This is a genomic window from Pseudomonas sp. PDM20, from assembly GCF_014852575.3.
Taxonomy (GTDB): domain Bacteria; phylum Pseudomonadota; class Gammaproteobacteria; order Pseudomonadales; family Pseudomonadaceae; genus Pseudomonas.
Genome location: NZ_CM181224.1, coordinates 1,907,661 through 1,930,797 on the forward strand (window position 1 = coordinate 1,907,661; position 23,137 = coordinate 1,930,797).

General features: G+C 61.9%; 19 protein-coding genes. 11 read left to right on the forward strand and 8 right to left on the reverse strand.

Going from position 1 to position 23,137, the window contains the following annotated elements:
• Nucleotides 1–332 precede the first annotated feature (332 nt).
• Both ycaC and IB261_RS09070 read left to right on the forward strand, forming a co-directional pair.
• On the forward strand, nucleotides 333–962 hold the full coding sequence (ycaC, locus tag IB261_RS09065; RefSeq protein WP_192289130.1) for an isochorismate family cysteine hydrolase YcaC: 630 nt from the start codon (nucleotides 333–335) through the stop codon (nucleotides 960–962).
• An 89-nt stretch (nucleotides 963–1,051) separates the two neighbouring features.
• On the forward strand, nucleotides 1,052–1,405 hold the full coding sequence (locus IB261_RS09070) for a hypothetical protein (protein WP_427871367.1): 354 nt from the start codon (nucleotides 1,052–1,054) through the stop codon (nucleotides 1,403–1,405).
• A gap of 576 nt (nucleotides 1,406–1,981) precedes the next feature.
• On the opposite strand, the gene IB261_RS09075 is transcribed toward IB261_RS09070, so the two are convergent.
• The 4 genes from IB261_RS09075 to IB261_RS09090 form a co-directional block, all read right to left on the reverse strand.
• Nucleotides 1,982–2,449 carry a BRO-N domain-containing protein gene (locus tag IB261_RS09075; RefSeq protein ID WP_192382056.1) on the reverse strand — a complete coding sequence of 156 codons (468 nt, stop codon included), beginning with the start codon at nucleotides 2,447–2,449 and terminating at the stop codon, nucleotides 1,982–1,984.
• A gap of 367 nt (nucleotides 2,450–2,816) precedes the next feature.
• Nucleotides 2,817–4,877, reverse strand: a complete 2,061-nt coding sequence (locus IB261_RS09080) for a P-loop ATPase, Sll1717 family (protein ID WP_192382058.1) — start codon at nucleotides 4,875–4,877, stop codon at nucleotides 2,817–2,819.
• A gap of 232 nt (nucleotides 4,878–5,109) precedes the next feature.
• Nucleotides 5,110–6,357, reverse strand: coding sequence for a ribonucleotide-diphosphate reductase subunit beta (locus tag IB261_RS09085; protein ID WP_081518061.1), 1,248 nt, complete (start codon nucleotides 6,355–6,357; stop codon nucleotides 5,110–5,112).
• A gap of 238 nt (nucleotides 6,358–6,595) precedes the next feature.
• Nucleotides 6,596–9,484 (reverse strand): ribonucleoside-diphosphate reductase subunit alpha, encoded by a 2,889-nt coding sequence (locus IB261_RS09090; protein WP_081518062.1) that lies wholly within the window; start codon nucleotides 9,482–9,484, stop codon nucleotides 6,596–6,598.
• 770 nt (nucleotides 9,485–10,254) lie between these two features.
• On the opposite strand from IB261_RS09090, the gene IB261_RS09095 reads away from it, so the two are divergent.
• The 3 genes from IB261_RS09095 to IB261_RS09105 all read left to right on the forward strand — a co-directional run bounded on the left by IB261_RS09095 (nucleotide 10,255) and on the right by IB261_RS09105 (nucleotide 13,381).
• Nucleotides 10,255–10,959, forward strand: coding sequence for a response regulator (locus IB261_RS09095; RefSeq protein ID WP_081518063.1), 705 nt, complete (start codon nucleotides 10,255–10,257; stop codon nucleotides 10,957–10,959).
• Nucleotides 10,960–10,962: 3 nt separating this feature from the next.
• Entirely contained in the window at nucleotides 10,963–11,517 is a 555-nt protein-coding gene (locus tag IB261_RS09100) for a GNAT family N-acetyltransferase (protein WP_151186426.1), read from the forward strand.
• Nucleotides 11,518–11,755: 238 nt separating this feature from the next.
• Nucleotides 11,756–13,381, forward strand: coding sequence for an ATP-binding protein (locus IB261_RS09105; RefSeq protein WP_225605995.1), 1,626 nt, complete (start codon nucleotides 11,756–11,758; stop codon nucleotides 13,379–13,381).
• Nucleotides 13,382–13,599: 218 nt separating this feature from the next.
• On the opposite strand, the gene IB261_RS09110 is transcribed toward IB261_RS09105, so the two are convergent.
• Nucleotides 13,600–14,028, reverse strand: a complete 429-nt coding sequence (locus IB261_RS09110; RefSeq protein WP_081518066.1) for a TOBE domain-containing protein — start codon at nucleotides 14,026–14,028, stop codon at nucleotides 13,600–13,602.
• Nucleotides 14,029–14,154: 126 nt separating this feature from the next.
• Here IB261_RS09110 and modA point away from each other — a divergent pair, with 126 nt between their 5' ends.
• The 3 genes from modA to modC are packed head-to-tail and all read left to right on the forward strand — an operon-like array spanning nucleotide 14,155 to nucleotide 16,719.
• On the forward strand, nucleotides 14,155–14,910 hold the full coding sequence (modA, locus tag IB261_RS09115; protein WP_192210214.1) for a molybdate ABC transporter substrate-binding protein: 756 nt from the start codon (nucleotides 14,155–14,157) through the stop codon (nucleotides 14,908–14,910).
• A gap of 11 nt (nucleotides 14,911–14,921) precedes the next feature.
• Nucleotides 14,922–15,608 (forward strand): molybdate ABC transporter permease subunit, encoded by a 687-nt coding sequence (gene modB / locus IB261_RS09120; protein ID WP_138212850.1) that lies wholly within the window; start codon nucleotides 14,922–14,924, stop codon nucleotides 15,606–15,608.
• A gap of 7 nt (nucleotides 15,609–15,615) precedes the next feature.
• Nucleotides 15,616–16,719, forward strand: coding sequence for a molybdenum ABC transporter ATP-binding protein (modC, locus tag IB261_RS09125; protein ID WP_192382059.1), 1,104 nt, complete (start codon nucleotides 15,616–15,618; stop codon nucleotides 16,717–16,719).
• Nucleotides 16,720–16,858: 139 nt separating this feature from the next.
• Here the strand turns inward: modC and IB261_RS09130 are convergent, their stop codons facing one another.
• The 3 genes from IB261_RS09130 to IB261_RS09140 form a co-directional block, all read right to left on the reverse strand.
• A complete protein-coding gene (locus IB261_RS09130; RefSeq protein ID WP_192210216.1) occupies nucleotides 16,859–18,232 on the reverse strand; it encodes an OprD family porin in 1,374 nt (457 codons plus the stop codon).
• A gap of 220 nt (nucleotides 18,233–18,452) precedes the next feature.
• Nucleotides 18,453–19,175, reverse strand: coding sequence for a 4'-phosphopantetheinyl transferase family protein (locus tag IB261_RS09135; protein ID WP_192382062.1), 723 nt, complete (start codon nucleotides 19,173–19,175; stop codon nucleotides 18,453–18,455).
• 237 nt (nucleotides 19,176–19,412) lie between these two features.
• A complete protein-coding gene (locus IB261_RS09140; protein ID WP_081518071.1) occupies nucleotides 19,413–20,213 on the reverse strand; it encodes a dienelactone hydrolase family protein in 801 nt (266 codons plus the stop codon).
• A 207-nt stretch (nucleotides 20,214–20,420) separates the two neighbouring features.
• Between IB261_RS09140 and IB261_RS09145 the strand changes: the two genes are divergently transcribed.
• The 3 genes from IB261_RS09145 to IB261_RS09155 all read left to right on the forward strand — a co-directional run bounded on the left by IB261_RS09145 (nucleotide 20,421) and on the right by IB261_RS09155 (nucleotide 23,092).
• Nucleotides 20,421–21,092, forward strand: a complete 672-nt coding sequence (locus IB261_RS09145) for a polysaccharide lyase family 7 protein (RefSeq protein WP_192382064.1) — start codon at nucleotides 20,421–20,423, stop codon at nucleotides 21,090–21,092.
• Nucleotides 21,089–22,297 carry a lytic murein transglycosylase gene (locus IB261_RS09150; RefSeq protein WP_192382066.1) on the forward strand — a complete coding sequence of 403 codons (1,209 nt, stop codon included), beginning with the start codon at nucleotides 21,089–21,091 and terminating at the stop codon, nucleotides 22,295–22,297. Before IB261_RS09145 ends, IB261_RS09150 begins: the two co-directional genes overlap by 4 nt.
• A 183-nt stretch (nucleotides 22,298–22,480) precedes the next feature.
• Nucleotides 22,481–23,092: an outer membrane beta-barrel protein gene (locus IB261_RS09155; RefSeq protein WP_192225008.1), complete on the forward strand. Its 612-nt coding sequence runs from the start codon at nucleotides 22,481–22,483 to the stop codon at nucleotides 23,090–23,092.
• Nucleotides 23,093–23,137 lie beyond the last annotated feature (45 nt).

Sequence of the window (23,137 nt, forward strand, 5' to 3'; positions counted from 1 at the left end):
ATGGAAATACTGTATGTAAATACAGTATTTCTTGTAAAGGCCTGGGTGATCGTCGGTAAGCTGATTTCTGAAGGACGTTAAATCGGGAGCTCTGGGGCGGTGCTTGGAGTGATGGTCGGCGTTTGCTCAGAGGCGCAGCCTCTGGGAGCCGTGGGTTTGCGGGGTATCTGGTTGCTATCGTTCTGAAAATGGAACGCTAGAAGCAATTTTTGCCGTCTGGTGGATCAAGGGTGTCGAATTTAATCTTTGTTCCATGCAGTGACGCACTGCAAACGAGTCCAAACCTTCCCGGCCCAGCCGGCACCCACTGAAAGCAAATCGAGGATTTCACCATGACCAACGCCACCTACAACCGCCTGGACAAAGACAACGCCGCCGTACTGCTGGTCGACCACCAGGCCGGTCTGCTCTCGCTGGTCCGTGATATCGATCCGGACAAGTTCAAGAACAACGTGCTGGCGCTGGGTGACCTGGCCAAATTCTTCAACCTGCCGACCATCCTCACCACCAGCTTCGAAACCGGCCCCAACGGCCCGTTGGTTCCCGAGCTGAAGGCACAGTTCCCGGACGCGCCGTACATCGCTCGCCCCGGTCAGATCAACGCCTGGGACAACGAAGACTTCGTGAAAGCGGTGAAGGCCACCGGCAAGAAGCAGCTGATCATCGCCGGCGTGGTGACCGAGGTATGCGTGGCGTTCCCGGCGCTGTCGGCGCTGGCGGAAGGCTTCGATGTGTTCGTAGTGGCGGATGCGTCCGGAACTTTCAACGAAATGACCCGTGATGCGGCTTGGCGCCGGATGGAAGCGGCCGGTGCGCAGCTGATGACCTGGTTCGGCGTGGCCTGTGAGCTGCACCGTGACTGGCGCAACGATATCGAAGGGCTGGCGGCGCTGTGCTCCAACCACATCCCGGATTACCGGAATCTGATGACCAGCTACAACGCGTTTGCGGCTGGCAAGTAACAGCTCGCTGAAATGAAAACCGGAGCCTCCTTTGGGGGCTCCGGTTTTTTCGTTGCGGGTTTGCATGGAGCTCCCTGTAGGAGCGGGCCATGCCCGCGATCCGTCGGCAGGGCCGACGTTTTCTTTTGCTGTGGTGTTGCAGGGCTGTTGCTGCTGCTGCTGCTGCGTTGGCTTGGGTATTCCAGCGCCGCTTCGGTGTGCGCTCGGGCTTCGTGTTTCGCCCCCTCGGGCGAGTCCCTTTTGTCAAACGCCACAAAAGGAACCAAAAAGGCTTGCCCCGGACATCCGGTTTTTCGCTTGGGGCGAAAAATTCCCTCGTTGAATTGAAGTTTCAGGGGCACGAACTAGGCGTCCCCCTCGACGGGCCATCCCTGGCCCGACAGCGCTCTCGCGACATCCATGTCGCTCAACCCCTGAAACTCCAATTCAACGAGGCCTCCTGAACGGGGCAGGTCGGAGTGCGCTGGTATTTCTCTGGAAGCCTTCAGAGCCAGAGCCAAAGCCAGAGCCGGGGATTGGCAGGTTGGGCTTTTCGTAGGAGCGAGCTTGCTCGCGAACAGCTTTTGGCTCCTGCACTTTCTTTTAATGTCTTCCAGAGAACTATCCACACGCGCCGAAGTGCCCCTTTCAGGAGGCCGAAGGTGATCGGAGTTTCAGGGGGAGAGCGGCATGGATGCCGCGGAAGCCGCGACTGGCCAGGGATGGCCCTTCGCGGCGGCCCCCTGAAACTCCGAGGAACCGAGGGTACTTTTCGCGAAGCGAAAAGCCGGATGGCAGGGGCAAGACCTTTGGTTACTTTCTGGCGTTTGAGAAAGTAACTCGCCCGAGGGGGCGAAACACGGAGTCCGTGCGCACGCCGAAGCGGCGCAGAAACACCCATTCCCAAGCAACCGACCAACACCGGCGCAGAAACAGACGCCGGCCCTGCCGGCGGATCGCGGGCATGGCCCGCTCCTACAGGGGAGTCAGCCGGTCAACGGAAGAGCAGAGCGATGGGTATCGCTCCGCTCCACACCATCCTACGTCTTGCTCTCCGGCCCGAGGCTCAGCTCGGGCCAGTTCTGGTAGGGCACCCAGGTCACGCCCTGCCACTTCAACACCGACAACGTCGTCGTCCCCCGCAGGAGCTCCCGTCTCGGCTCGCCAGCATCCAGCCGATGCTGGTCCCGCAACGCCGGAATCACATGCAGCGACAACCACTGCCGGACGCTGCGATTCTCCGGATGGAAGTAGTGAATCAGCGCCGCATAAACCGCCGACTCGCTGATCAGCAGCTCATCGACGTAATCGCCGCTGCCATCGCGCACCCAGGCGCGGCGGAACTGGTCGTCGTCCAGGTTGCGTTCCACGCGCTCGGCCAGCCATGGAACGCCGATCAGCCGACCCAGGTCGTGGGCGCAGAACCAGCACTGGTCCTCCAGTAGCACGGCGCGCAGCAGGCGTTTGTGGCGGATGAATTCGGTGGGGATCAGGAACTCTTCAGACATGGCGCACCTCCGGGAAGGAGGGCGAAGAGGGCGGGTACAGCGAAGCGCCTTCGGGGCGAAGGCTGGGGGTGAAAGGCATTTCCATTACCTCTGGTCGCTTCTTAGGGCGTAATTGGAGTCGGGAGCTAAGAAACCCACCAGAGACGGGCCGGACGTATTCCCCTTGCGGGTCTTGTATTAGCCCACTCCCGACAGCGCGAGTGACCTTTTCTGCGGACGTGGTTAGACCTACGGGCGCAAAAAAGCCGCAAAAGCTATCGGGTGCGGTGAACCGCTCTGGTTGAGGCGTTTCTTAGGCGCCGGGTGCGAGGGTAGGTGCTGTGAAGGGCGGGGTCAAGAGTGAGTGTTATCCCCGCCGCCTTCATGTTTATCGCGCCTTTATAATAAGGTATTGTCGGATATATGTGTCGAGCAGGTTGTTTAGTTCTTTATCTAAGGCATCATGTTTCTGAGGGCTGCGCGCCTTTCTTAGATGTTTTTCCAAAAACTTGACTGAAAGCTTAACTGCTATTTTTTTATGATTGCTGTGCAGTTCTTTTGCCCAGTTTAGCTCTTTGTCCTTTGAAAGGTTGTTGTTGAAATCGCGGGTTATTAAGAAGGCAATTCTTCCGTAGTCGTTGCATAGATACGAGTTTATTTGCCTGTATTCAGTTGCGTTGAGTTCGCGATAGTTCTTGATTTCAAAGACAATTTGTCTGGATTGATAGTCTTCCAATATTCTTTTCCAGAACTTTGTTTCCGCAAGATTGGTTCCGATTATGTCGCGCTGTTGAAGGCCATTTTTGTTTGGATGGATTTCAACGTTGCATAGTGAACCGGCGAATATTACCTTTATCGCCTTGAGGCACCATGCTTCGAACTCTACTGCACCGGGCTTCCCTTCCTGGATTTCAGATAGCTCTTGTAAGAGTGCGCCAATTCGTTGGTTTCTCTGTTCAATTGTGGCGGAGCTTACCTCTATGTCATATTCGTCATGAATGTCTTCGGCCTCTCCGAGGCTGATTTCTGCTTGTGAAGTACCTAGAGCTAGCCAGTAACAAGGGTGAATTAATAACCTTGAATTTGCCACAAAGCTTCGGTCAGGTTCTTTTCCGTCGTGGCAGAAAACGAAGGAGGCTGAGTTCTCATTGTATATGCCAATGAATCCTACGCTATATAATCGCTGTAATACCTGGATTCCGTTTTCAAAAAGGTAGATGTCTTGGAGTTTTACTTTGTCGAGTATGTCTGTATGTAAGACGGACTCAACCATCGTTACGGCATCAGTGATTGTGATCTCTGGCTGACTGCCGTTGAATGATTTTGTGAACTCCTCTAGCGCTGGAAATATTGACTCATATTCTTTGTGTAAGTCGTTAAGTCGGTTGGTTGAAATGGTCTTTGCTGTGGATTCTATATCTTCGAGGATAATTTCCTTTCGTGACTGTGAGTTCGCTCGGAGAAAAGCATCATTTAGTAGAACTAAAATGTCTCTAGGTCTATATAACGTCAGTTTTAGTGCTGTTCTGAATCCCTCTTTCCCTTTTAGTCCGTTAGCGGAAAATTGGTTCCAAACGCGAGTGTTATTTTCGATGTCGCACTCAAATGCAATGCGCATTCTGTTGCAGATCAGGTTGAATAGGTTGTATTCGTCCCAGTGAAGGCGAAGAGTTTGGCCCTCAATATTTCTGGTGAAGTCTGGGTCAAGTTTTGATATTGATCTGTAAATATTGTCGCGGACAAAGGCAAAGGCAATTACGGACTCGTTGGATCGACTTTTTATGTCAATAACTGTTTGAATGAACCCATCGACAATGGCGACGCCTAGATCGTCTGGGCTATATCCTTCATCTAGTTTGTCTGCAAATATTACATATTGAGTTCGGGATTTTTCTAGCGCTTCGAAGAGAACCTCTTCAATAAGGTCAAGTTCGAGAGTGTCAGAGAGGTCTGCGATCCTTGATTGCGGTGTGCTCTCTATGTTTAATATTTCTTTGAGTTTTCTTCTGATTTTTGTTGAGATACTCTGCCTGCGAGAGCCCCATGCTTGTATGTGATGGTTGATGGAGGCGACGTCAAGGTCTTTTTGGAGTTTGTAGTGGTTAAGTAGGTCCGTTATTATTTCCATATAAACCCCATATCTCCACGCCATTTTTGTACCGGCTTTAATGTGGAGATATTTGTCGCCAAAGAGCTCAAATGTATCGCGAAGCCCGATAATTTGTTCTTCCTCGGGGGAAATTTTCATAACCCTGGTCTTGGGCTTGTGCGACCAGTGCTTCGAAAGCATGTGAACTAATGCGCTTTTTCCCGTGCCTCGTCTTCCAACGACTATTGGTCTGTCATTTGACTCTAAGAGGGACTTGTAGTCGGACGTCTCCCAGAAGGAGGATTCAAGCATTTTCGAATCATGCTCTGCTCTGATATCGCCTAATACATTTCCTTTCATGGATCTGTAATGTCCTTCGTGGAAGTTGGCACGGGTAGTTTTTATATTTCTAGGTTCTTCATATCTAAAATATAACTGAAAAGCAACTGCTGAGAGTCGGGGTATTTTAAGTGCTCAAAAAAAACCCCGCACAAGGCGGGGCTTTTCGTCTTTCTTTATCACTGCCCCAAAAATCCATTTCGGTCTACAGCGTTTCTAATGGTCTTGACTTGCGGTGGTGCTACTACTTCCGTCAGTCCCAGCTCAGCGCGCCGCCGGTCTGGTACTCGATCACGCGGGTCTCGAAGAAGTTCTTCTCTTTCTTCAAGTCCATGATTTCGCTCATCCACGGGAACGGGTTGCTGGTGCCCGGGTATTCCTCTTTGAGGCCGATCTGGGTCAGGCGACGGTTGGCGATGAACTTGAGGTAGTCCTCCATCATCGCGGCGTTCATGCCCAGTACGCCACGCGGCATGGTGTCACGAGCGTATTCGATCTCCAGTTGGGTGCCCTGGAGGATCATCTGGGTGGCCTCGTCCTTCATCTGGGCATCCCACAGGTGCGGGTTTTCGATCTTGATCTGGTTGATCACGTCGATGCCGAAGTTCAGGTGCATGGATTCGTCGCGCAGGATGTACTGGAACTGCTCTGCAGTGCCGGTCATCTTGTTGCGGCGGCCCATGGAGAGAATCTGGGTGAAGCCGCAGTAGAAGAAGATGCCTTCCAGGACGCAGTAGTAGGCGATCAGGTTGCGCAGGAACTGGCGGTCGGTCTCCGGGGTGCCGGTTTCGAACTTCGGATCGGAGATCGAGCGGGTGTACTTGAGGCCCCAGGACGCTTTCTTCGCGACGCTCGGGATCTCGTGGTACATGTTGAAGATTTCGCCCTCGTCCATGCCCAGCGACTCGATGCAGTACTGGTAGGCGTGGGTGTGGATCGCTTCTTCGAAGGCCTGGCGCAGGATGTACTGGCGGCATTCGGGGTTGGTGATCAGGCGGTAGACGGCCAGCACCAGGTTGTTGGCGACCAGGGAGTCGGCGGTGGAGAAGAAGCCGAGGTTGCGCATGACGATGCGGCGCTCGTCTTCGGACAGGCCGTCCTTGCTCTTCCACAGGGCAATGTCGGCGTTCATGTTCACTTCCTGGGGCATCCAGTGGTTGGCGCAACCATCCAGATACTTCTGCCAGGCCCAGTCGTACTTGAAGGGTACGAGCTGGTTGAGGTCGGCGCGGGCGTTGATCATCTGCTTGTCGCCGACTTGTACGCGGGCGGCGGAGCCTTCGAGATCGTCCAGGCCTTCCTGGATGTCCAGGGCGTCGAGGGCCTGCTTGGCGCGGGCGACGGCGTCGGAGTCGTCGGCGGATACGGCGCGCGCTTCTTCGACGGAGCCAGCGGCGTCGGCGTCGAGTTTGTCAGCGTTCTGCGCAGCGGCCTGGGCGACGGCCGGGGCGGCCTTGGCTTCGGTGGCGTCTTCTTTGTCGAATTCGTCCCAGCTCAGCATGGGTCCTCTCCTGTTCTGGATGGCCGTTCTAGGGCGGCCTGATGTCTGGTGGCGTGTGGTGCACGCTAAGAGCTTGTGCGTCTTCCGTCCTGCGCGGTGCGCGGCGGAGGAGGCTGTTGTTCGGTGGGGAAAAGGGGCCCGGAAGAGCCCCTCACCCTAGCCCTCTCCCAGAGGGAGAGGGGACAGTCCGTGCGGTCTGCCGTTTCGGTGTCAGCGCCGCTTTCGCGGCGCGCTCACCTTATTGGCAGGCTTCGCAATCGGGATTGTCGATGGAGCAAGCTTGCGGGACCGGAGCCGGCTGCGGCTCGGCAGCGGCGGCTTGCAGGCCTTCGTTGCCACCGGCCGACACGGCGTTGAGCTTGCCGGTGTTGATGGTGGACTTCTCGGTGCTGGTAGCGGCCAGGGCACGGAGGTAGTAGGTGGTCTTCAGACCACGGAACCAGGCCATGCGGTAGGTCACGTCCAGCTTCTTGCCCGAGGCGCCGGCGATGTAGAGGTTCAGCGACTGGGCCTGGTCGATCCACTTCTGGCGGCGGCTGGCGGCGTCGACGATCCACTTGGTCTCGACTTCGAAGGCGGTGGCGTACAGGTCCTTCAGGTCTTGCGGGATGCGCTCGATCTGCTGCACGGAGCCGTCGTAGTACTTCAGGTCGTTGACCATGACCGGGTCCCACAGGCCGCGCACTTTCAGGTCGCGAACCAGGTAGGGGTTGATCACGGTGAACTCGCCGGAGAGGTTCGATTTCACGTACAGGTTCTGGTAGGTCGGCTCGATGGACTGCGATACGCCGGTGATGTTGGCGATGGTCGCGGTCGGCGCGATGGCCATGATGTTCGAGTTACGGATGCCTTTCTGTACGCGGGCACGTACCGGAGCCCAGTCGAGGGATTCGGTCAGGTCGACGTCGATGTACTTCTGGCCACGGGCTTCGATGAGGATCTGCTGGGAGTCCAGCGGCAGGATGCCCTTGGACCACAGGGAGCCGTCGAAGGTCTCGTAGGCGCCACGCTCGTCGGCCAGGTCACAGGAAGCCTGGATGGCGAAGTAGCTCACCGCTTCCATGGACTTGTCGGCGAACTCGATGGCAGCGTCGGAGCCGTAGGCGATGTGCTGCAGGTACAGCGCGTCCTGGAAGCCCATGATGCCGAGGCCAACCGGGCGGTGCTTGAGGTTCGAGTTGCGAGCCTGCGGGACCGAGTAGTAGTTGATGTCGATAACGTTATCGAGCATGCGCACGGCGGTCTTCACGGTCTTCTCGAGCTTGGCGGTGTCCAGCTTGCCGTCGACGATGTGGTTGACCAGGTTGATCGAGCCCAGGTTGCAGACGGCGATCTCGTCCTTGTTGGTGTTCAGGGTGATCTCGGTGCACAGGTTCGAGCTGTGGACCACGCCCACGTGCTGCTGCGGGCTGCGCAGGTTGCACGGGTCCTTGAAGGTCAGCCACGGGTGGCCGGTCTCGAAGAGCATGGAGAGCATCTTGCGCCACAGGTCTTTGGCCTGGACGACCTTGAACACCTTGATCTTGTTGTACTCGGTCAGGGCTTCGTAATACTCGTAGCGCTCTTCGAAGGCCTTGCCGGTCAGATCGTGCAGGTCCGGTACTTCGGACGGGGAGAACAGGGTCCACTTGCCGTCGTCGAAGACGCGCTTCATGAACAGGTCCGGAATCCAGTTCGCGGTGTTCATGTCGTGGGTGCGGCGACGGTCGTCACCGGTGTTCTTGCGCAGCTCGAGGAATTCCTCGATGTCCAGGTGCCAGGTTTCCAGGTAGGCGCAGACGGCGCCTTTGCGCTTGCCACCCTGGTTGACGGCGACGGCGGTGTCGTTCACCACTTTGAGGAACGGAACCACGCCCTGGGATTTGCCGTTGGTGCCCTTGATGTAGGAGCCCAGCGCGCGGACCGGAGTCCAGTCGTTGCCCAGGCCGCCTGCGAATTTGGACAGCATGGCGTTGTCGTGGATGGCGTTGTAGATGCCCGACAGGTCGTCCGGAACGGTGGTCAGGTAGCAGCTGGAGAGCTGCGGACGCAGGGTGCCGGCGTTGAACAGGGTCGGGGTGGACGACATGTAGTCGAACGAGGAGAGCAGGTTGTAGAACTCGATGGCGCGAGCTTCACGGTCCTTCTCTTCGATGGCCAGGCCCATGGCCACGCGCATGAAGAAGACCTGCGGCAGTTCGAAACGGATGCCGTCCTTGTGGATGAAGTAGCGGTCGTACAGGGTCTGCAGGCCGAGGTAGGTGAACTGCTGGTCGCGCTCGTGGTTGATCGCGGCGCCCAGTTTGGCCAGGTCGTAGCCCTTGAGCTTGCTGTCGATCAGCTCGAACTCGGAGCCTTTCTCTACATAGGCAACCAGGGCCTGCGCATAGAGGTCGGCCATCTCGTGGTGAGTGGCGCTCTCGGCGACGCCGAGGAAGCCCAGGGCTTCGGCGCGCAGGGTGTCCATCAGCAGGCGGGCGGTGACGTAGGAGTAGTTCGGCTCGCGCTCGACCAGGGTACGGGCGGTCATCACCAGGGCGGTGTTGACGTCCTTCTCGGCTACGCCGTCGTACAAGTTCTTCAGGGTTTCGCGTTCGATCAGGGCGCCATCGACTTCGGCCAGGCCTTCGCAGGCTTCGCGGATGATGGTCTGCAGGCGGCCCATGTCCAGCGGCTGGGTGCTGCCGTCGGCCTTGGTGATGCGGATGCTCGGGTGCGGCTGGGCGATGTCGCTGGCGGTGCCGGCGGTCTTGCGCTCGTTGGCACGGGCTTCGCGGTAGATCACGTAGTCGCGGGCGACTTTCTGCTCGCCGGCGCGCATCAGGGACAGTTCGACCTGGTCCTGGATTTCTTCGATGTGGATGGTGCCACCGGAGGGCATGCGGCGCTTGAAGGTCGCGGTGACCTGTTCGGTCAGGCGGCGCACGGTCTCATGGATGCGCGACGAGGCGGCGGCGGTGCCGCCTTCCACGGCGAGGAACGCCTTGGTGATGGCTACGGTGATCTTGTCATCGGTGTAGGGAACTACGGTGCCGTTGCGCTTGATCACGCGCAGCTGGCCGGGCGCAGTGGCAGCCAGATCCTGAGCGGATTCGGCGGCCGTGGGCGCTGCGGCCTGCGGGTTCTCGCGAGTGGTGTCGATTTGCATGGGTGGTTGTCTCCACGTTCTCGTAATTTGGTGTGTTGCTGACGCCGGGGCGCCGTTCCTAGATAAAAAGAGCAAAAAGAGCAGTCGCCCGCGATTGCAGCCGCGAGCTGGAATTCTTCTGGAACAGGGGGAATGACCCGAAGCGCCTCCCTGGCCCATCTCGGGTGCCGGCTTTACGGGCCGGGACCACAATACCTAGTGGTGTTGAACGTTACGTTGCAACACCCGTACCGCATTTCCATCGACATGAATCGCTCCTTGCGGGTGGGCCCGCCTGGCACATCAGTACGTCTGGAATACGTTGTGGTGGAACCGGAGGAGCCGTGGAACAGGCTCGGGATTTCGACTTTCTTCTTGTGTCCGGTTCGCTGCTGCAACCCCAAGATGTAGGGGTATACCGCAACGGGGATACAAGATAATGCGCTAAGGGGGTGTTTGCAAGGCGGGGAGACGGGGAAAAGCTGTGGATAAAATGTGCATGGAATGTGGGTGAAGCGGGGTAACTCGCGCTATCCCTGATGCTGTCTGCCTTTCACCGTTCGTCGTGCCTGGCGACAGATTTTTCACACGCGTAGGGGGCGCTGCACGGGGAGGAACACTACCACAATATGTAGTGTTTCTGGCGCAGCAGCCCTTGACCTTTTTGCGTAATGCCTGTTTACGCCGTTGGCGTGCGGCGGCGCTGGCAATCTGGCTACAATGCCGGCCGCTTTTGCGGGCTCTCTATAGTAAGGGGGCCCGTGCTCGCTCATGGCGCATCAGGAGGCAAGGTGGAACAAGAAGCGCGCATTCTCATCGTCGAGGACGACCAGCGACTGGCCGAGTTGACCCAGGATTACCTGGAGAGCAACGGCCTGGCGGTGTCCATCGAGTCCCATGGCGGCAAGGCGGTGGAGCGGGTGCTGGCCGAACGTCCGGACCTGGTGGTGCTCGACCTGATGCTGCCGGGTGAGGATGGGCTGTCCATCTGCAAGCGCCTGCGCCCGGACTATGACGGGCCGATCCTGATGCTCACCGCGCGTACCGACGACATGGACCAGGTGCAGGGCCTGGAGATGGGCGCCGACGACTACGTGTGCAAACCGGTGCGCCCGCGCGTGCTGCTGGCGCGCATCCGCGCCCTGCTGCGCCGCAGCGAGCCGGCCGAAGCCGCGCCTGTGGTGGGCGGCAAGCGCCTGACCTTCGGCAAGCTGGTGATCGACAACGCGATGCGCGAGGCCTGGCTGGACGAGCAGACCATCGAGCTGACCAGCGCCGAGTTCGACCTGCTCTGGCTGCTGGCGGCCAACGCCGGGCGCATCCTCTCCCGCGAGGAAATCTTCAACTCCCTGCGCGGCATCGAGTACGACGGCCAGGACCGCTCCATCGACGTGCGTATCTCGCGCATCCGCCCAAAGATCGGCGACGACCCGATGCACCCGCGCCTGATCAAGACGGTGCGCAGCAAGGGCTACCTGTTCGTCGGGGAACTCTGAGCCGTGAGCGCCGTGCCACCGTTCCCCGAGCTGCACGGCGAACGCTTCCGCCTGCGGGCTTTCACCGATGCCGACCAGCCGGCGGTGTTCCGCGCGCTGTCGCATCCCGAGGTGATCCGCTACTACGGCGTCTCCTACGCGACGCTGGAAGCCACCCGCGAGCAGATGGAATGGTTCGAGCGCATCTATAAGGAAAGCAGCGGCATCTGGTGGGCGATCTGCCGGCCGGATGCGCCCGAGGACATCCTCGGCGGCTGCGGCTTCAACAACTGGCAGCAGGAACATCGGCGCCTGGAACTGGGCTACTGGCTGCTGCCCGAGCACTGGGGGCAGGGCGTGATGGGCGAGTGCCTGCCGCTGATCTTCCGCCACGCCTTCCGCGAAATGAACGTGCACCGCATCGAGGCCGAGGTGGAAACGGAGAACCTTGCCAGCGGCCGCCTGCTGCTGCGCCAGGGGTTCACGCTGGAAGGCCGGCGCCGCGAGTGCGAGGTGAAGGACGGGGCGTTCCTCAGCCTGGACAACTATGGGTTGCTCAACTCGGAGGAGGCAGGGTGAGTCCGGTGCTCGGGCCTGCCCTCACCCCAACCCTCTCCCAGGGGGAGAGGGGGCCGTCCGTGCGAGCTGCCGATTCGGTGTTGTCCTGTCGTGATCGATGCCAGCCGAGCCAGTCGAGCAGGGCGCCAATCTTCACGCGTACTCCGCACAGTCCCCTCTCCCTTGGAGCGGGGCGCGCAGCCAGGGCTAGGGTGAGGGTGCTCCCAGCCTGCACCGTGTCACCCCGGAACAGCCCTCAATGAAATCCATCTTCCTGCGCATCTACGGCGGCATGCTGCTGACCCTGGTGGCGGTCGCCGCGCTGGCGGTTTTGACGTTGCACCTGGTCAACGACGTGCGTGGTGAGCGCTACCGCGAGGACCTGGCGCGCGGCACCTTCCGCCTGATGGCGGATGAGTTGCTGCCCATGAGCGAGGTGGACCGCAAGCGTGCGCTGAGCCAGTGGAGCCGCCTGCTGGGTATCCCGCTGAAGCTCACCAGCCTGGACGCGCTGGGCATGGAAGGGCGCAGCCGGGCGCGGCTGATGAACGACCAGGTGCTGGTGCAGGCCGGTGCGCCCCATGAAGTGAAGGTGATGACCCAGGTGAGCGCAGCGGAAGGGCTGGTCCTCACCGGCGAGGTGGAGCAGGTCAGCGAGCAGCTGGCGCGCGCCACCATCTACCTGCTGATGGACGAGCTCAAGCGCTACCCGGCCAGCGAGCAGCCCTATCACCTGGCGCGCATCGTCCGCGACAAGCGTTTCGGCTTCGAGGTGCACCTGCTGCGTCTGAAGGAAGTCGATCTGGACGACGACCAGAGCCGTCGTGTGGAGGAGGGCGACACGGTGATGGCGCTGGGCAAGGGCGGCGATTCGATCCGCGTGCTCTCCGGCATCCTCGATACGCCCTGGGTGCTGGAGCTGGGGCCGATCTACCAGATGAACCCGTACCCGCCGCAGTTGCTGACGATCATCGTGGTGGTCGCGCTGACCCTGATCGGCCTGACCCTGTACCTGTTGATCAGCGGCCTGGAGCAGCGCCTGCGCGGCCTCGAGTCTGCTGCCACGCGCATCGCCCGCGGCAGCCTGGATACCCGCGTGGAAGTGCGCGGCGCGGACTCGGTGGGGCGCCTCGCCGGGGCCTTCAACCACATGGCCGAGCAATTGCACCTGCTGCTGACGGTGCAGCGCGAGCTGGTGCGCGCGGTGTCCCACGAGCTGCGCACGCCAGTGGCGCGGTTGCGCTTCGGGTTGGAGATGATCGAGTCCGCCGAGACCGAAAAGGCACGGCGCAAGTACATGGAAGGCATGGATGGCGACATCCAGGACCTCGACCAGCTGGTGGACGAGATGCTCACCTACGCGCGGCTGGAGCAGGGCTCGCCGGCGCTGAGCTACCAGCGTATAGAGCTGGGTGCGCTGGTGGAGCAGGTGGTGTCGGAGATCGCTCCATTGCGCCGGGAAATCACCGTCACCTGCGAGGCGGGTGCGCTGGTGCCGTTCGACCAGGGCAGCTGGATCGAGGCCGAGCCGCGCTACCTGCATCGCGCGCTGCAGAATCTGATGACCAACGCGCTGCGCTACGCCGAAGGGCGGGTGCGCATCAGTTACCGGGTGAGCGTGGACCGTTGCCAGGTGGACGTGGAAGACGACGGGCCCGGCGTGCCGGAAGCGCAGTGGCACCGGCTGTTCCAGCCGTTCTTCCGTGCCGACGACAGCCGCGCGCGGGTTACCGGCGGGCATGGGCTGGGGTTGTCCATCGTGCGGCGGATCATCCACTGGCACGGCGGCCGCGCGCAGATCGCCAAAAGCGAAGTGCTGGGTGGCGCGTGCTTCACGCTGATGTGGCCACGCCGCCAGGCGCCGAAGGTCGAAGACAGTATTTGACCTTGAAGTCAAAAAATGCAGAATGCTGCGGTGCCATCACGGGTGGATGGCAGTCGCCGCGTCACTCTGCATGCCTTCCCTACGGTAAATAGCCCTTCCGGGATCACTCTCTCTTAGGGGGTATTGCAGAGTCACCGGTATCGTTATGTAATTTTTGCTATAACGATCGCTTGCAGGCACGGCAGGCGGACCTGTCAGCGACAGGCCCGCACAGGGTTTCAGGCAGGAACACCGAGGATCACATGGGACGCTTTGATCACTGCAGTCGCCTTCACGCCGGCCGCCAGGCCCAGCTCGCTGACCGCATCGCGGGTGACCACGGCCACCACTTCGGTGCCGCCCGGCAGGCTCAGCACGACTTCGGCATTCACCGCGCCGTCGGTGACCGATTTCACCGTGCCGGCCAGGCAGTTGCGCGCGGACAGGCGGATGCCGTCGGCCTCGGTCATCAGCATCACCCAGGGCGCCTTGACCAGCGCGATGACTTCCTTGCCCTGGGCAAGACTCAGGCTCTTCACGCTTTCCTCGGTGACGATCGCCACCAGCTCGCTGCCGCCGGGCAGGGCAACCACGACTTCCGCGTTGACCGCACCGTTGCGCAGTTGCTTGACGCTGCCCTTGAACACGTTGCGTGCACTGACCTTCATGAACTGACTCTCCTTGAACGTTTTGAATGGCCGACTTATCGCCGGACGTAACACGGGGCTGAACCGAGTTTATAGACCAGTCCTGACAGATCGAAGTTTTAAAACAACACCCACTGGAGCCTCACGATGAAACACCGCTTCGCAAGTCTTTCCCTGCTGGTCGCTTCCTGCTTCACCCTGCACTCGGCCCTGGCCGATGAAGTGCAGGTTGCCGTCGCCGCCAACTTCACCGCGCCGATCCAGGCGATCGCCAAGGACTTCGAGAAGGACACCGGCCACAAGCTGGTCGCCGCCTACGGTGCCACCGGCCAGTTCTACACCCAGATCAAGAACGGCGCGCCGTTCGAGGTCTTCCTCGCCGCCGACGACACCACGCCGAAGAAACTCGAGGAAGAGAAGGAAATCGTCCCCGGTTCGCGCTTCACTTATGCCGTGGGCACCCTGGCGCTGTGGTCGGCGAAGGACGGCTACGTCGACGCCAAGGGCGACGTGCTGAAGAAGAATGAGTACAAGCACCTGTCCATCGCCAACCCGAAGGCCGCGCCCTACGGCCTGGCAGCGACCCAGGTGATCGACAAGCTCGGCCTGAAGGACAAGGTCGCCGGCAAGATCGTCGAAGGCCAGAACATCACCCAGGCCTTCCAGTTCGTCTCCACCGGCAACGCGGAGCTGGGCTTCGTGGCGTTGTCGCAGATCTACAAGGATGGCAAGGTGACCAGCGGTTCCGCCTGGATCGTCCCGGCCGACCTGCATGACCCGATCCGCCAGGACGCGGTGATCCTCAACAAGGGCAAGGACAGTGCCGCCGCCAAGGCGCTGGTCGAGTACCTGAAAGGGCCGAAGGCCGCTGCGGTGATCAAGTCCTACGGTTACGAACTCTAAGTCTTCAAGGAATAGCGATGCCCCTCACGCAGGAGGATTTCCTGGCCATTCGGCTCACCATCGAGCTGGCCGCCCTGAGCACTTTGATCCTCCTGCTGATCGGCACGCCGATCGCCTGGTGGCTGTCGCGCACCCGCTCCTGGCTGAAAGGTCCGCTGGGAGCGGTGGTGGCGCTGCCGCTGGTGCTGCCGCCGACGGTGATCGGCTTCTACCTGCTGATCACCATGGGGCCTCACGGCGTCATCGGCCAGGCGACCGAGAGCCTGGGGCTGGGGCGTCTGCCGTTCACCTTCGCCGGGCTTGTGGTGGGCTCGGTGTTCTATTCGCTGCCCTTCGTGGTGCAGCCGTTGCAGAACGCCTTCGAGGCCATCGGCAACAAGCCGCTGGAGGCCGCCGCGACCTTGCGCGCGAGCCCCCTGGATACCTTCTTTTCCGTGGTCCTGCCGCTGGCGCGGCCGGGCTTCATCACCGCCAGCATCCTCGGCTTTGCCCACACGGTGGGCGAGTTCGGGGTGGTGCTGATGATCGGTGGCAACATCCCGGGCAAGACCCGCGTGGTGTCGGTGCAGATATTCGATCACGTCGAGGCCATGGAGTACGCCCAGGCGCACTGGCTGGCCGGCGGCATGGTGATCTTCTCCTTCTTCGTCCTGCTGGCGCTCTACGCGAGTCGCCGCAGCCGGTCGGCCTGGGCCTGAGGTGGGCATGTCGCAAGAGCTTTCCGCGCGTGCCATCGAGGCCCGCTTCCAGATCGCCTATCCGGGCTTCAGCCTCGACGTCGACCTGCAGCTGCCGGGCAAGGGTGTGACTGCACTGTTCGGCCATTCCGGCTCCGGCAAGACCACCTGCCTGCGCTGCGTGGCGGGCCTGGAGCGCGCGCCGCTCGGCCGGCTGGTGGTCAACGGCGAGGTCTGGCAGGACAGCGCGAGCGGCGTGTTCCTGCCGCCGCACCAGCGCGCGCTGGGCTATGTGTTCCAGGATGCCAACCTGTTCGAGCACCTGTCGGTGAAGCGCAACCTCACCTACGGCATGAAGCGCGTGCCGCGCGACCAGCACCGAGTCGAGCTGGAGCAGGCCACCGAGTTGCTGGGCATCGGTCATCTGCTGGAGCGCATGCCGGGTCACCTCTCCGGCGGCGAACGCCAGCGTGTCGGCATGGCCCGCGCGTTGCTGACCAGCCCGCGCCTGCTGCTGATGGACGAGCCGCTGGCGGCGCTGGACCTCAAGCGCAAGGCGGAAATCCTGCCGTATCTGGAGCGCCTGCACGACGAGCTGGATATCCCGATTCTCTATGTCAGCCACTCGCCGGATGAAGTGGCGCGGCTGGCCGATCACCTGGTGCTGCTGGACCAGGGCAAGGCCATCGCCAGTGGCCCGGTAGTGGAAACCCTGGCGCGCACCGACCTGCCCATCTCCCATCTGGAAGACGCCGGCGTGGTAATCGACGGCCAGGTGCTGGGGCACAACGCCGACTACGGGTTGCTGACCCTGGCGCTGCCGCACTGCGAGCAGCGCATTCGCCTGGCCCACGCGCCGATGGACAAGGGCAGGGCGCTGCGCATCAAGGTGCAGGCGCGGGACGTCAGCCTGAGCCTGGAGCCGGCGGCCCACAGCAGCATTCTCAACGTGCTGCCGGCGACGGTGGTCGAGATAGTGCCGACGGACAACCCGGCGCACCTGCTGGTGAAGCTGGATGTGGCCGGCACGCCGCTGCTGGCGCGGATCACCCGCTACTCCCACGACCAACTCGGCTTGCACGCCGGGCAGGAAGTTTGGGCGCAGATCAAATCGGTGGCGTTGCTGGCCTGAGACTGCGCCTGCCTCTCGTAGGATGGGTATCGCTGCGCTCCACGCCATCCTGCAGATGCCTCCTGACGTCCAGCTTTGCGGATAGATCAGAAACAAAAAGGGCGGCCAGTGGCCGCCCTTTTTCGTTTCACTCCACGCCTTACAGCAGCGGAATGGTGTAGCTGACGATCAGGCGGTTCTCGTCCTGATCGCGCTGGCTCGGCACGCCTGCGGTGCTGGTTGCCGGCAGGCCGCTGCGCATGGCGGCGTTCTTCCAGGCCAGGCCCAGGCCCTTGAAAGTGCCTTCCGGGACCACGTAGCCCAGGGCGATATCGCGTTCCCACTCACCCTTGTCGCCTTGCTTGGTGTCGATGTTGTCGGCGTTCAGGTAGAGCACGCTGAAGGTCAGGCCGGGCATGCCGAGGTCGGCGAAGTCATAGGCGTAGCGACCGATCCAGGTGCGCTCGCCGGCACGGTTGAACTTCAGCAGTTGGGCGTCGGAGATCAGGTAGGTGCTGGTGCCTTCGCCGTCGCCGCGGTTGAGGTAGGGGAAGTCGCTGTCGCCGGTCATGGTCTGGTAACCGGCGCCGATGCTGTGGCCGCCCAGGGAGTAGGTGAACATGCCGCTGTAGACGTTGTTGTCCACTTCGCCCTTCAGGCTGTTGCCGCCGTAGTAACCGCTGCTGACGTAGCCGTCGGCGCGGCCGGAAGCGCTGCCGTTCTTGCCGTCGGAATCGCTGATGAAGACGCGGATGTCGGACTTCAGGGTACCCGTTCCTACAGCCAAGCTATGGACGAGGCCGAGGTAGTTCTGCTTGTAGAAGTTGTCCAGCTCGCCGTAGTAGTACGACAGGGTCAGGTTCTTGCTGGCCTTGTAGTCGCCGCCGGCGAAGTAGAACTTGTTGCTGTCGCGGGAGCTTGCCGAGCTTCCGTTGGCGCCGGCGATGGACATGCTGCGCCAGTCGGTGGAGTTGCGGCCCTTGGTGTGGGTCAGCTGGCCGCCGGTCAGGGTCAGGTTGTCGATGTCGGTGGAGGTGACCTGGCCACCTTCGTAGGTCATCGGCAGCAGGCGGGCGTCGTTGTAGACCACCACCGGCAGCTTGGGCTGCAGGGTGCCGTAGCGGAATTCGGTCTTGGAGATCTTCGCCTTGGCAGTCATGCCGAGGCTGCTGAATTCGTCGACGGCGCTGCCATCGCTCTCCAGCGGGAAGATGGTGCCGGGCTGGCGATCCACGCCGGCCTTGCCGGACTTGCCGCCGCCGTCCAGGCGCACGCCGAGCAGGCCCAGGGCGTCGACGCCGAAGCCCACGGTGCCCTGGGTGAAGCCCGAGGAATAGTTGAGCATGAAGCCCTGGCCCCATTCTTCCTGCTTGCTGGGCGAGGCGGGGCCGTTGCGGTTGTCGGTGTTGATGTAGAAGTTGCGCAGGGTCAGGCTGGCCTTGCTGTCTTCGATGAAGCCGCCGGCGTGTGCCGATTGCGCGATGAGGCCGAGCGAGCTGGCGGCAATGGCGAGCGCCAGGGTGTTTCTGGTCATTACGTTTGCTCCGATGGTCATTTCTTTTTGTGGGGACCCCAAGAACCAGACGTTGCCGTTTGGCTGTATATGATTTTATATACCGATAGGCCTGCTGACGATTCCTCTGAAGGCAAAATCTGAGGATCAAAAGAGGTACGGAGACGTCTGGATGGCGTGCATGACGCCAAATTCTGACTTTTAAGTCAAGACTTTCAGATGTGTCTGTCAGTCGCAGCGATCAGGAGCTGCCCTTGACCGAAGGAATGGCCACCAGGCTCAGCAGACGTTCATCGAACAGGCTGAACTGCCCGTCGATCTCCTTGCCGTGGTGCCATTCCTCCGACAGGTCGGTGAGCAGACGCAGGCGCGCATGGCCCCCGGCGGACCAGCTCAGCAGCTCGGCGTGCTCGAAGTAGAAGCGCTTGCGTACCAGCGGGAAGAGCGCCTTGAACAGGCTTTCCTTGAGGGAAAAGGTCAGGGTGACCTGCAGCGCCGCCTGCTGCGGATCGAGGCGCGCCAGTTCGTCCGGCGTGAGGATTTCAGCGGCCAGTCGCTCCGCTCGTGCGGTTTCCAGGCGGTTCTCCACGTCCAGGCCGAGCCCGCGCCAGCAACTGTCACGGGCGACAATGGCCGCCGCCCAGCCGTCACCGTGGGTGATCGAGCCGCAGAAGCCCGTCGGCCAGACCGGCGCACGTTCCTCGTCGGTGCCCGGTACCCAGGCCGTCGAGCCTGCGGCCAGCAATGCCGCGCGGGCGCAGATGCGCCCCGCCAGGTACTCGGCCTGGCGCTTGGCGACGGAGCGCTGGATGTTGGCCGGCGCCTCGACCTGGCTCAGGGAAAAGTCCCCGGCCTGCAGGCGCTGGCGGTCGAAGCGGGTGCTGCGCAATTGAATGCCTGCCAGCGGGGTGGGCAGGGGCCAGTCGGCATCGAGGGGGGTGCAGAAGTCGGGGAGGGCAGTCATGGGAGCATTCTGCCGCGCCAGAACGTGGCTCACCAGTCACGCGGCACTTACATTCGTTTGCAAACCTTCACCAAAGGCGTACGGATTCGTCTGACAAGCTTTGTCACACTGCACGCCGCGTTCCCTAGGGGACGCAGGTGAGGTTGTTGTTGGAGTGCCGCCAAGGCGGGCTCTGACCTTAGACACTTGATTGAGTGCGGGAGCCCGAATGGGCTCCCGTTTTTTATTGCCTGCGATTTATGACGCGTCCGGTTTGACGTCGAAGATTTCCTTGAAGAACGCCTGCAGGTCCGCCCAGGACTTCTGGTCGGCGGTCTTGTCGTAGCCCACGTCCAGGCCGTGCCCCTTGTGCTTGTCGGCGTCCGGGCTGGTGAAGCTGTGCTTGGCCCCAGGCTGGATCACCAGCTTGTAGTCGGCCTTGGCGTTGTCCATTTCTGTCTTGAATGCCGCAACGCTCTCGGCCGGTACCAGGGTGTCGGCGCCGCCGTGCTCGACCAGTATCTTCGCCTTGATCTGCCCAGGCTGCGCCGGCGTCTGGGTCGCCAGCACGCCGTGGAAGCTGGCCACGCCGGCCAGCGGCAGGCCGGCGCGGGCCATGTCCAGTACCACCTTGCCGCCGAAGCAGTAACCGATGGCGGCAATCTTGCTCGGGTCGGTCTGCGGCTGTTTCTTCAACAGCTCCAGGCCGGCCTGGAAGCGCGCCTTGGCGGCGTCGGCATTCTTCAGCGCCTCGGCCATGAAGGCCTTGGCATCGTTGGGATGGTCGGTGTGCTTGCCTTCGCCGTACATGTCGATGGCCAGGGCGCTGTAGCCCAGTTCGGCGAGCTGCCGCGCGCGGCTTTTCGCGTAGTCGTTCAGACCCCAGAATTCGTGGACGACGATGACGCCGGGACGGATGCCGGACTTGGCGTCGTCGTAGGCGAAGTAACCGATCATCTTCGTGCCGTCAGTGGATTCGTAGGGGATTTCCTGAGTCTTGATCGCGGCTGAAGCGCTGGCCGCGAAGGCGAACAGCAGCAGGGCAGTGAGCAGGCGCATGAGGTTTCTCCGTGGCGTTGGCCGTGGCGATGGCGGATGGCGGAAACCATGACGATAGCCGCTGATGCGGAAAACGCCTGTGCAGCCTGTACGCGGCCGCTCAAGGGCGCGGTTGTCCGCCAGAAGATGGGGAAGCCGTATGGATGAAAAGTCCGACAGCCTCGTCTACCCTTGCGCCCATGTCCTGACCCGCGAAGCGATAGGCCGATGTTGGACCTGAGCACCTGGAATCTGACCATTCCCCAACGCGGCCCGGCCGCGACCATTTCCACGGCGAAACTCGGCCGTGACTACGAGAGCCCGTATTTCCGCCGCAGCGCCGATGGCGTGGAGTTCTGGGTGCCGGTGAACGGCGCCCACACCAGCGGCAGCGAATATCCCCGTACCGAGCTGCGCGAGACCAAGCCCGACGGCCGCCTGGTGACCTGGCGCTATCCTCTGGCGGAGAACCTGATGGTCGCCACCCTGCGCGTGGAATCCGTGCCCTCCAGCCGGCGCATGGTCATCGGGCAGATCCACAGCAACGGCAGCGGCAGCGCCGAGGCCCTGCCGCTGGTCAAGCTGGTCTACCAGCAGCGCCTGGACAAGGCGCGGGTACAGGCGCTGGTTCGCGATCGGCCGGACGACATCACCACGCGCACCTATACCGTCTATGACGGCATTGCGCTGGGCGATACCTTTACCTACCGGCTGGGCGTGTCCAGCAGCGGGGTGCTGAGCGTGCAGGTCGAGGGCGGCCAGGTCAGCCAGCAACTGGATACGAAATGGGCCTACCAGGGCCTGTACTTCAAGGCAGGGCTCTACCTGCAGGACAATCGCGGGCCCGCCAGCGAGGGCGGGCGCGCCACCTTCACCGATCTGAGCATTCGACACCAATGAAGACTTCCTCCATCGCGCGCCGCGCGTCCCTGGCCTTGTCCCTGCTGCTCCCGGCGGCATTGGCGCAGGCAGCGCCGGGCGACGATTTCGGCTCCTGCCTGAACCGCCTGCAGGGCGCAGCCCAGGCCAAGGGCGTCAGCGCCGCCAGCTTCGCGCAGTTCACCCAGGGCCTGCAGCCGGACATGAGCGTGCTGCCGCTGCTGGACGCCCAGCCCGAGTTCACCACGCCGATCTGGGACTACCTGGCCGGGCTGGTGGACGACCAGCGCGTGGCCGACGGCAAGGCGCGCATGGCCGAGCATGCCGACCTGCTGCGCAAGGTCGCGGCGCGCTATCAGGTCGACCCGGCCACGGTAGTCGCCGTGTGGGGCGTGGAAAGCGATTACGGGCGCATCACCGGCAAGCGCCCGCTGCTGGTGTCGCTGTCGACGCTGTCCTGCTACGGGCGGCGCCAGTCGTTCTTCCAGGGTGAGTTCATCGCCACCCTCAAGCTGCTGCAGCAGGGCGATATCCGCGACAGCGGTATCACCGGTTCCTGGGCGGGCGCCTTTGGCCAGACGCAGTTCATGCCCTCGACCTACGCGCGCATCGCCGAGGACTTCGACGGCGACGGTCATCGCGACCTCGTCGGCAGCACCGCCGATGCCCTGGCGTCCACCGCCAACTACCTGCGCAAGGCCGGCTGGCGCGAAGGGCAGCCGTGGGGCTACGAAGTGAAACTGCCGGCGGGCTTCGACGCCTCGCTGGCCGGGCGCACCAAGCGCCGTGCGCTGTCCGACTGGACCAGCCGCGGCGTGAAGCGCGTCGACGGCAAGCCGATCCCGAGCATCGATTCCAAGGCGGCGATCCTGCTGCCGGCGGGCGCCAACGGCCCGGCTTTCCTGGTGCTGCGCAACTACGACGCGATCTATTCCTACAACGCGGCGGAAAGCTACGCGTTGGCCATTGCCTTGCTGTCCGATCGCCTGCGCGGCGAGCCGGGCCTGCGCACGCCGTGGCCGACCGACGATCCGGGCCTGAGCCGGGCACAGCGCAAGGAGCTGCAGGAGTTGCTGATCCAGCGTGGCTACGACATCGGCCAGCCCGACGGCATGATCGGCGACGTGACGCGCAAGGCGATCCAGCAGGAGCAGAACAAGCGCGGTATGACGCCAGCGGACGGTCGCGCGGGGCAGAAGATCCTCAAGGCGTTGCAGGGCGGCTGAGCATCCCGTCAGCTCCAGCAAAGCCCCGGCCTGTGCCGGGGCTTTGCATTTCTGTAGGAGCGAAATTTCCTTCAGCCAAGTCGTTCAGCATTGGTTCAGCAGTCCGACAGGTTCGGTTCAGTGCCCCCCTCGTAACCTACTCCCCGTCAACACATTACAGACATCCTTGACGGGAGAATCCCCATGAAAGCCATGAAGAAAATCGCCCTCGCCACCGCCATTCTCGGTGCCAGTGTCGCCGCTACCGCAGCCAATGCCGCCGACACTTTCGTCGGTATGACCTGGGGTGAAACCAGCAACAACATCCAGAAGTCCGACGCGCTGAACCGCAACCTCGGCAACCCGAAATTCGACAGCGTGATCAACAACAGCGGCACCTGGGGCGTACGCGCCGGCCAGCAGATGGAGCAGGGTCGCTACTACGTCACCTATGAAAACGTCTCCGACACCGAGAATGGCCTGAAGCTGCGCCAGCAGAACCTGCTCGGCAGCTACGACGCCTTCCTGCCGCTGGGCGACCAGGGCACCAAGCTGTTCGGCGGCGGCACCGCCGGCCTGGTCAAGCTGGAGCAGGACTCCAAGGGCTACAGCCGCGACAGCGATGTGGGTTACGCCATCGGCGCCCAAGCCGGTATCCTCCAGGAACTCGGCAAGAACGCATCCGTAGAAGGCGGCTACCGTTACCTGCGTACCAACGCGAGTACCGAGATGAGCCCGCACGGCGGCGGCAAGGTGGGATCCCTTGACCTGCACAGCAGCTCCCAGTTCTACCTGGGTGCCAACTACAAGTTCTGACCGGTACCGCAACCGGGCCCCGCGTGGCCCGGTTGCCTGACTCAG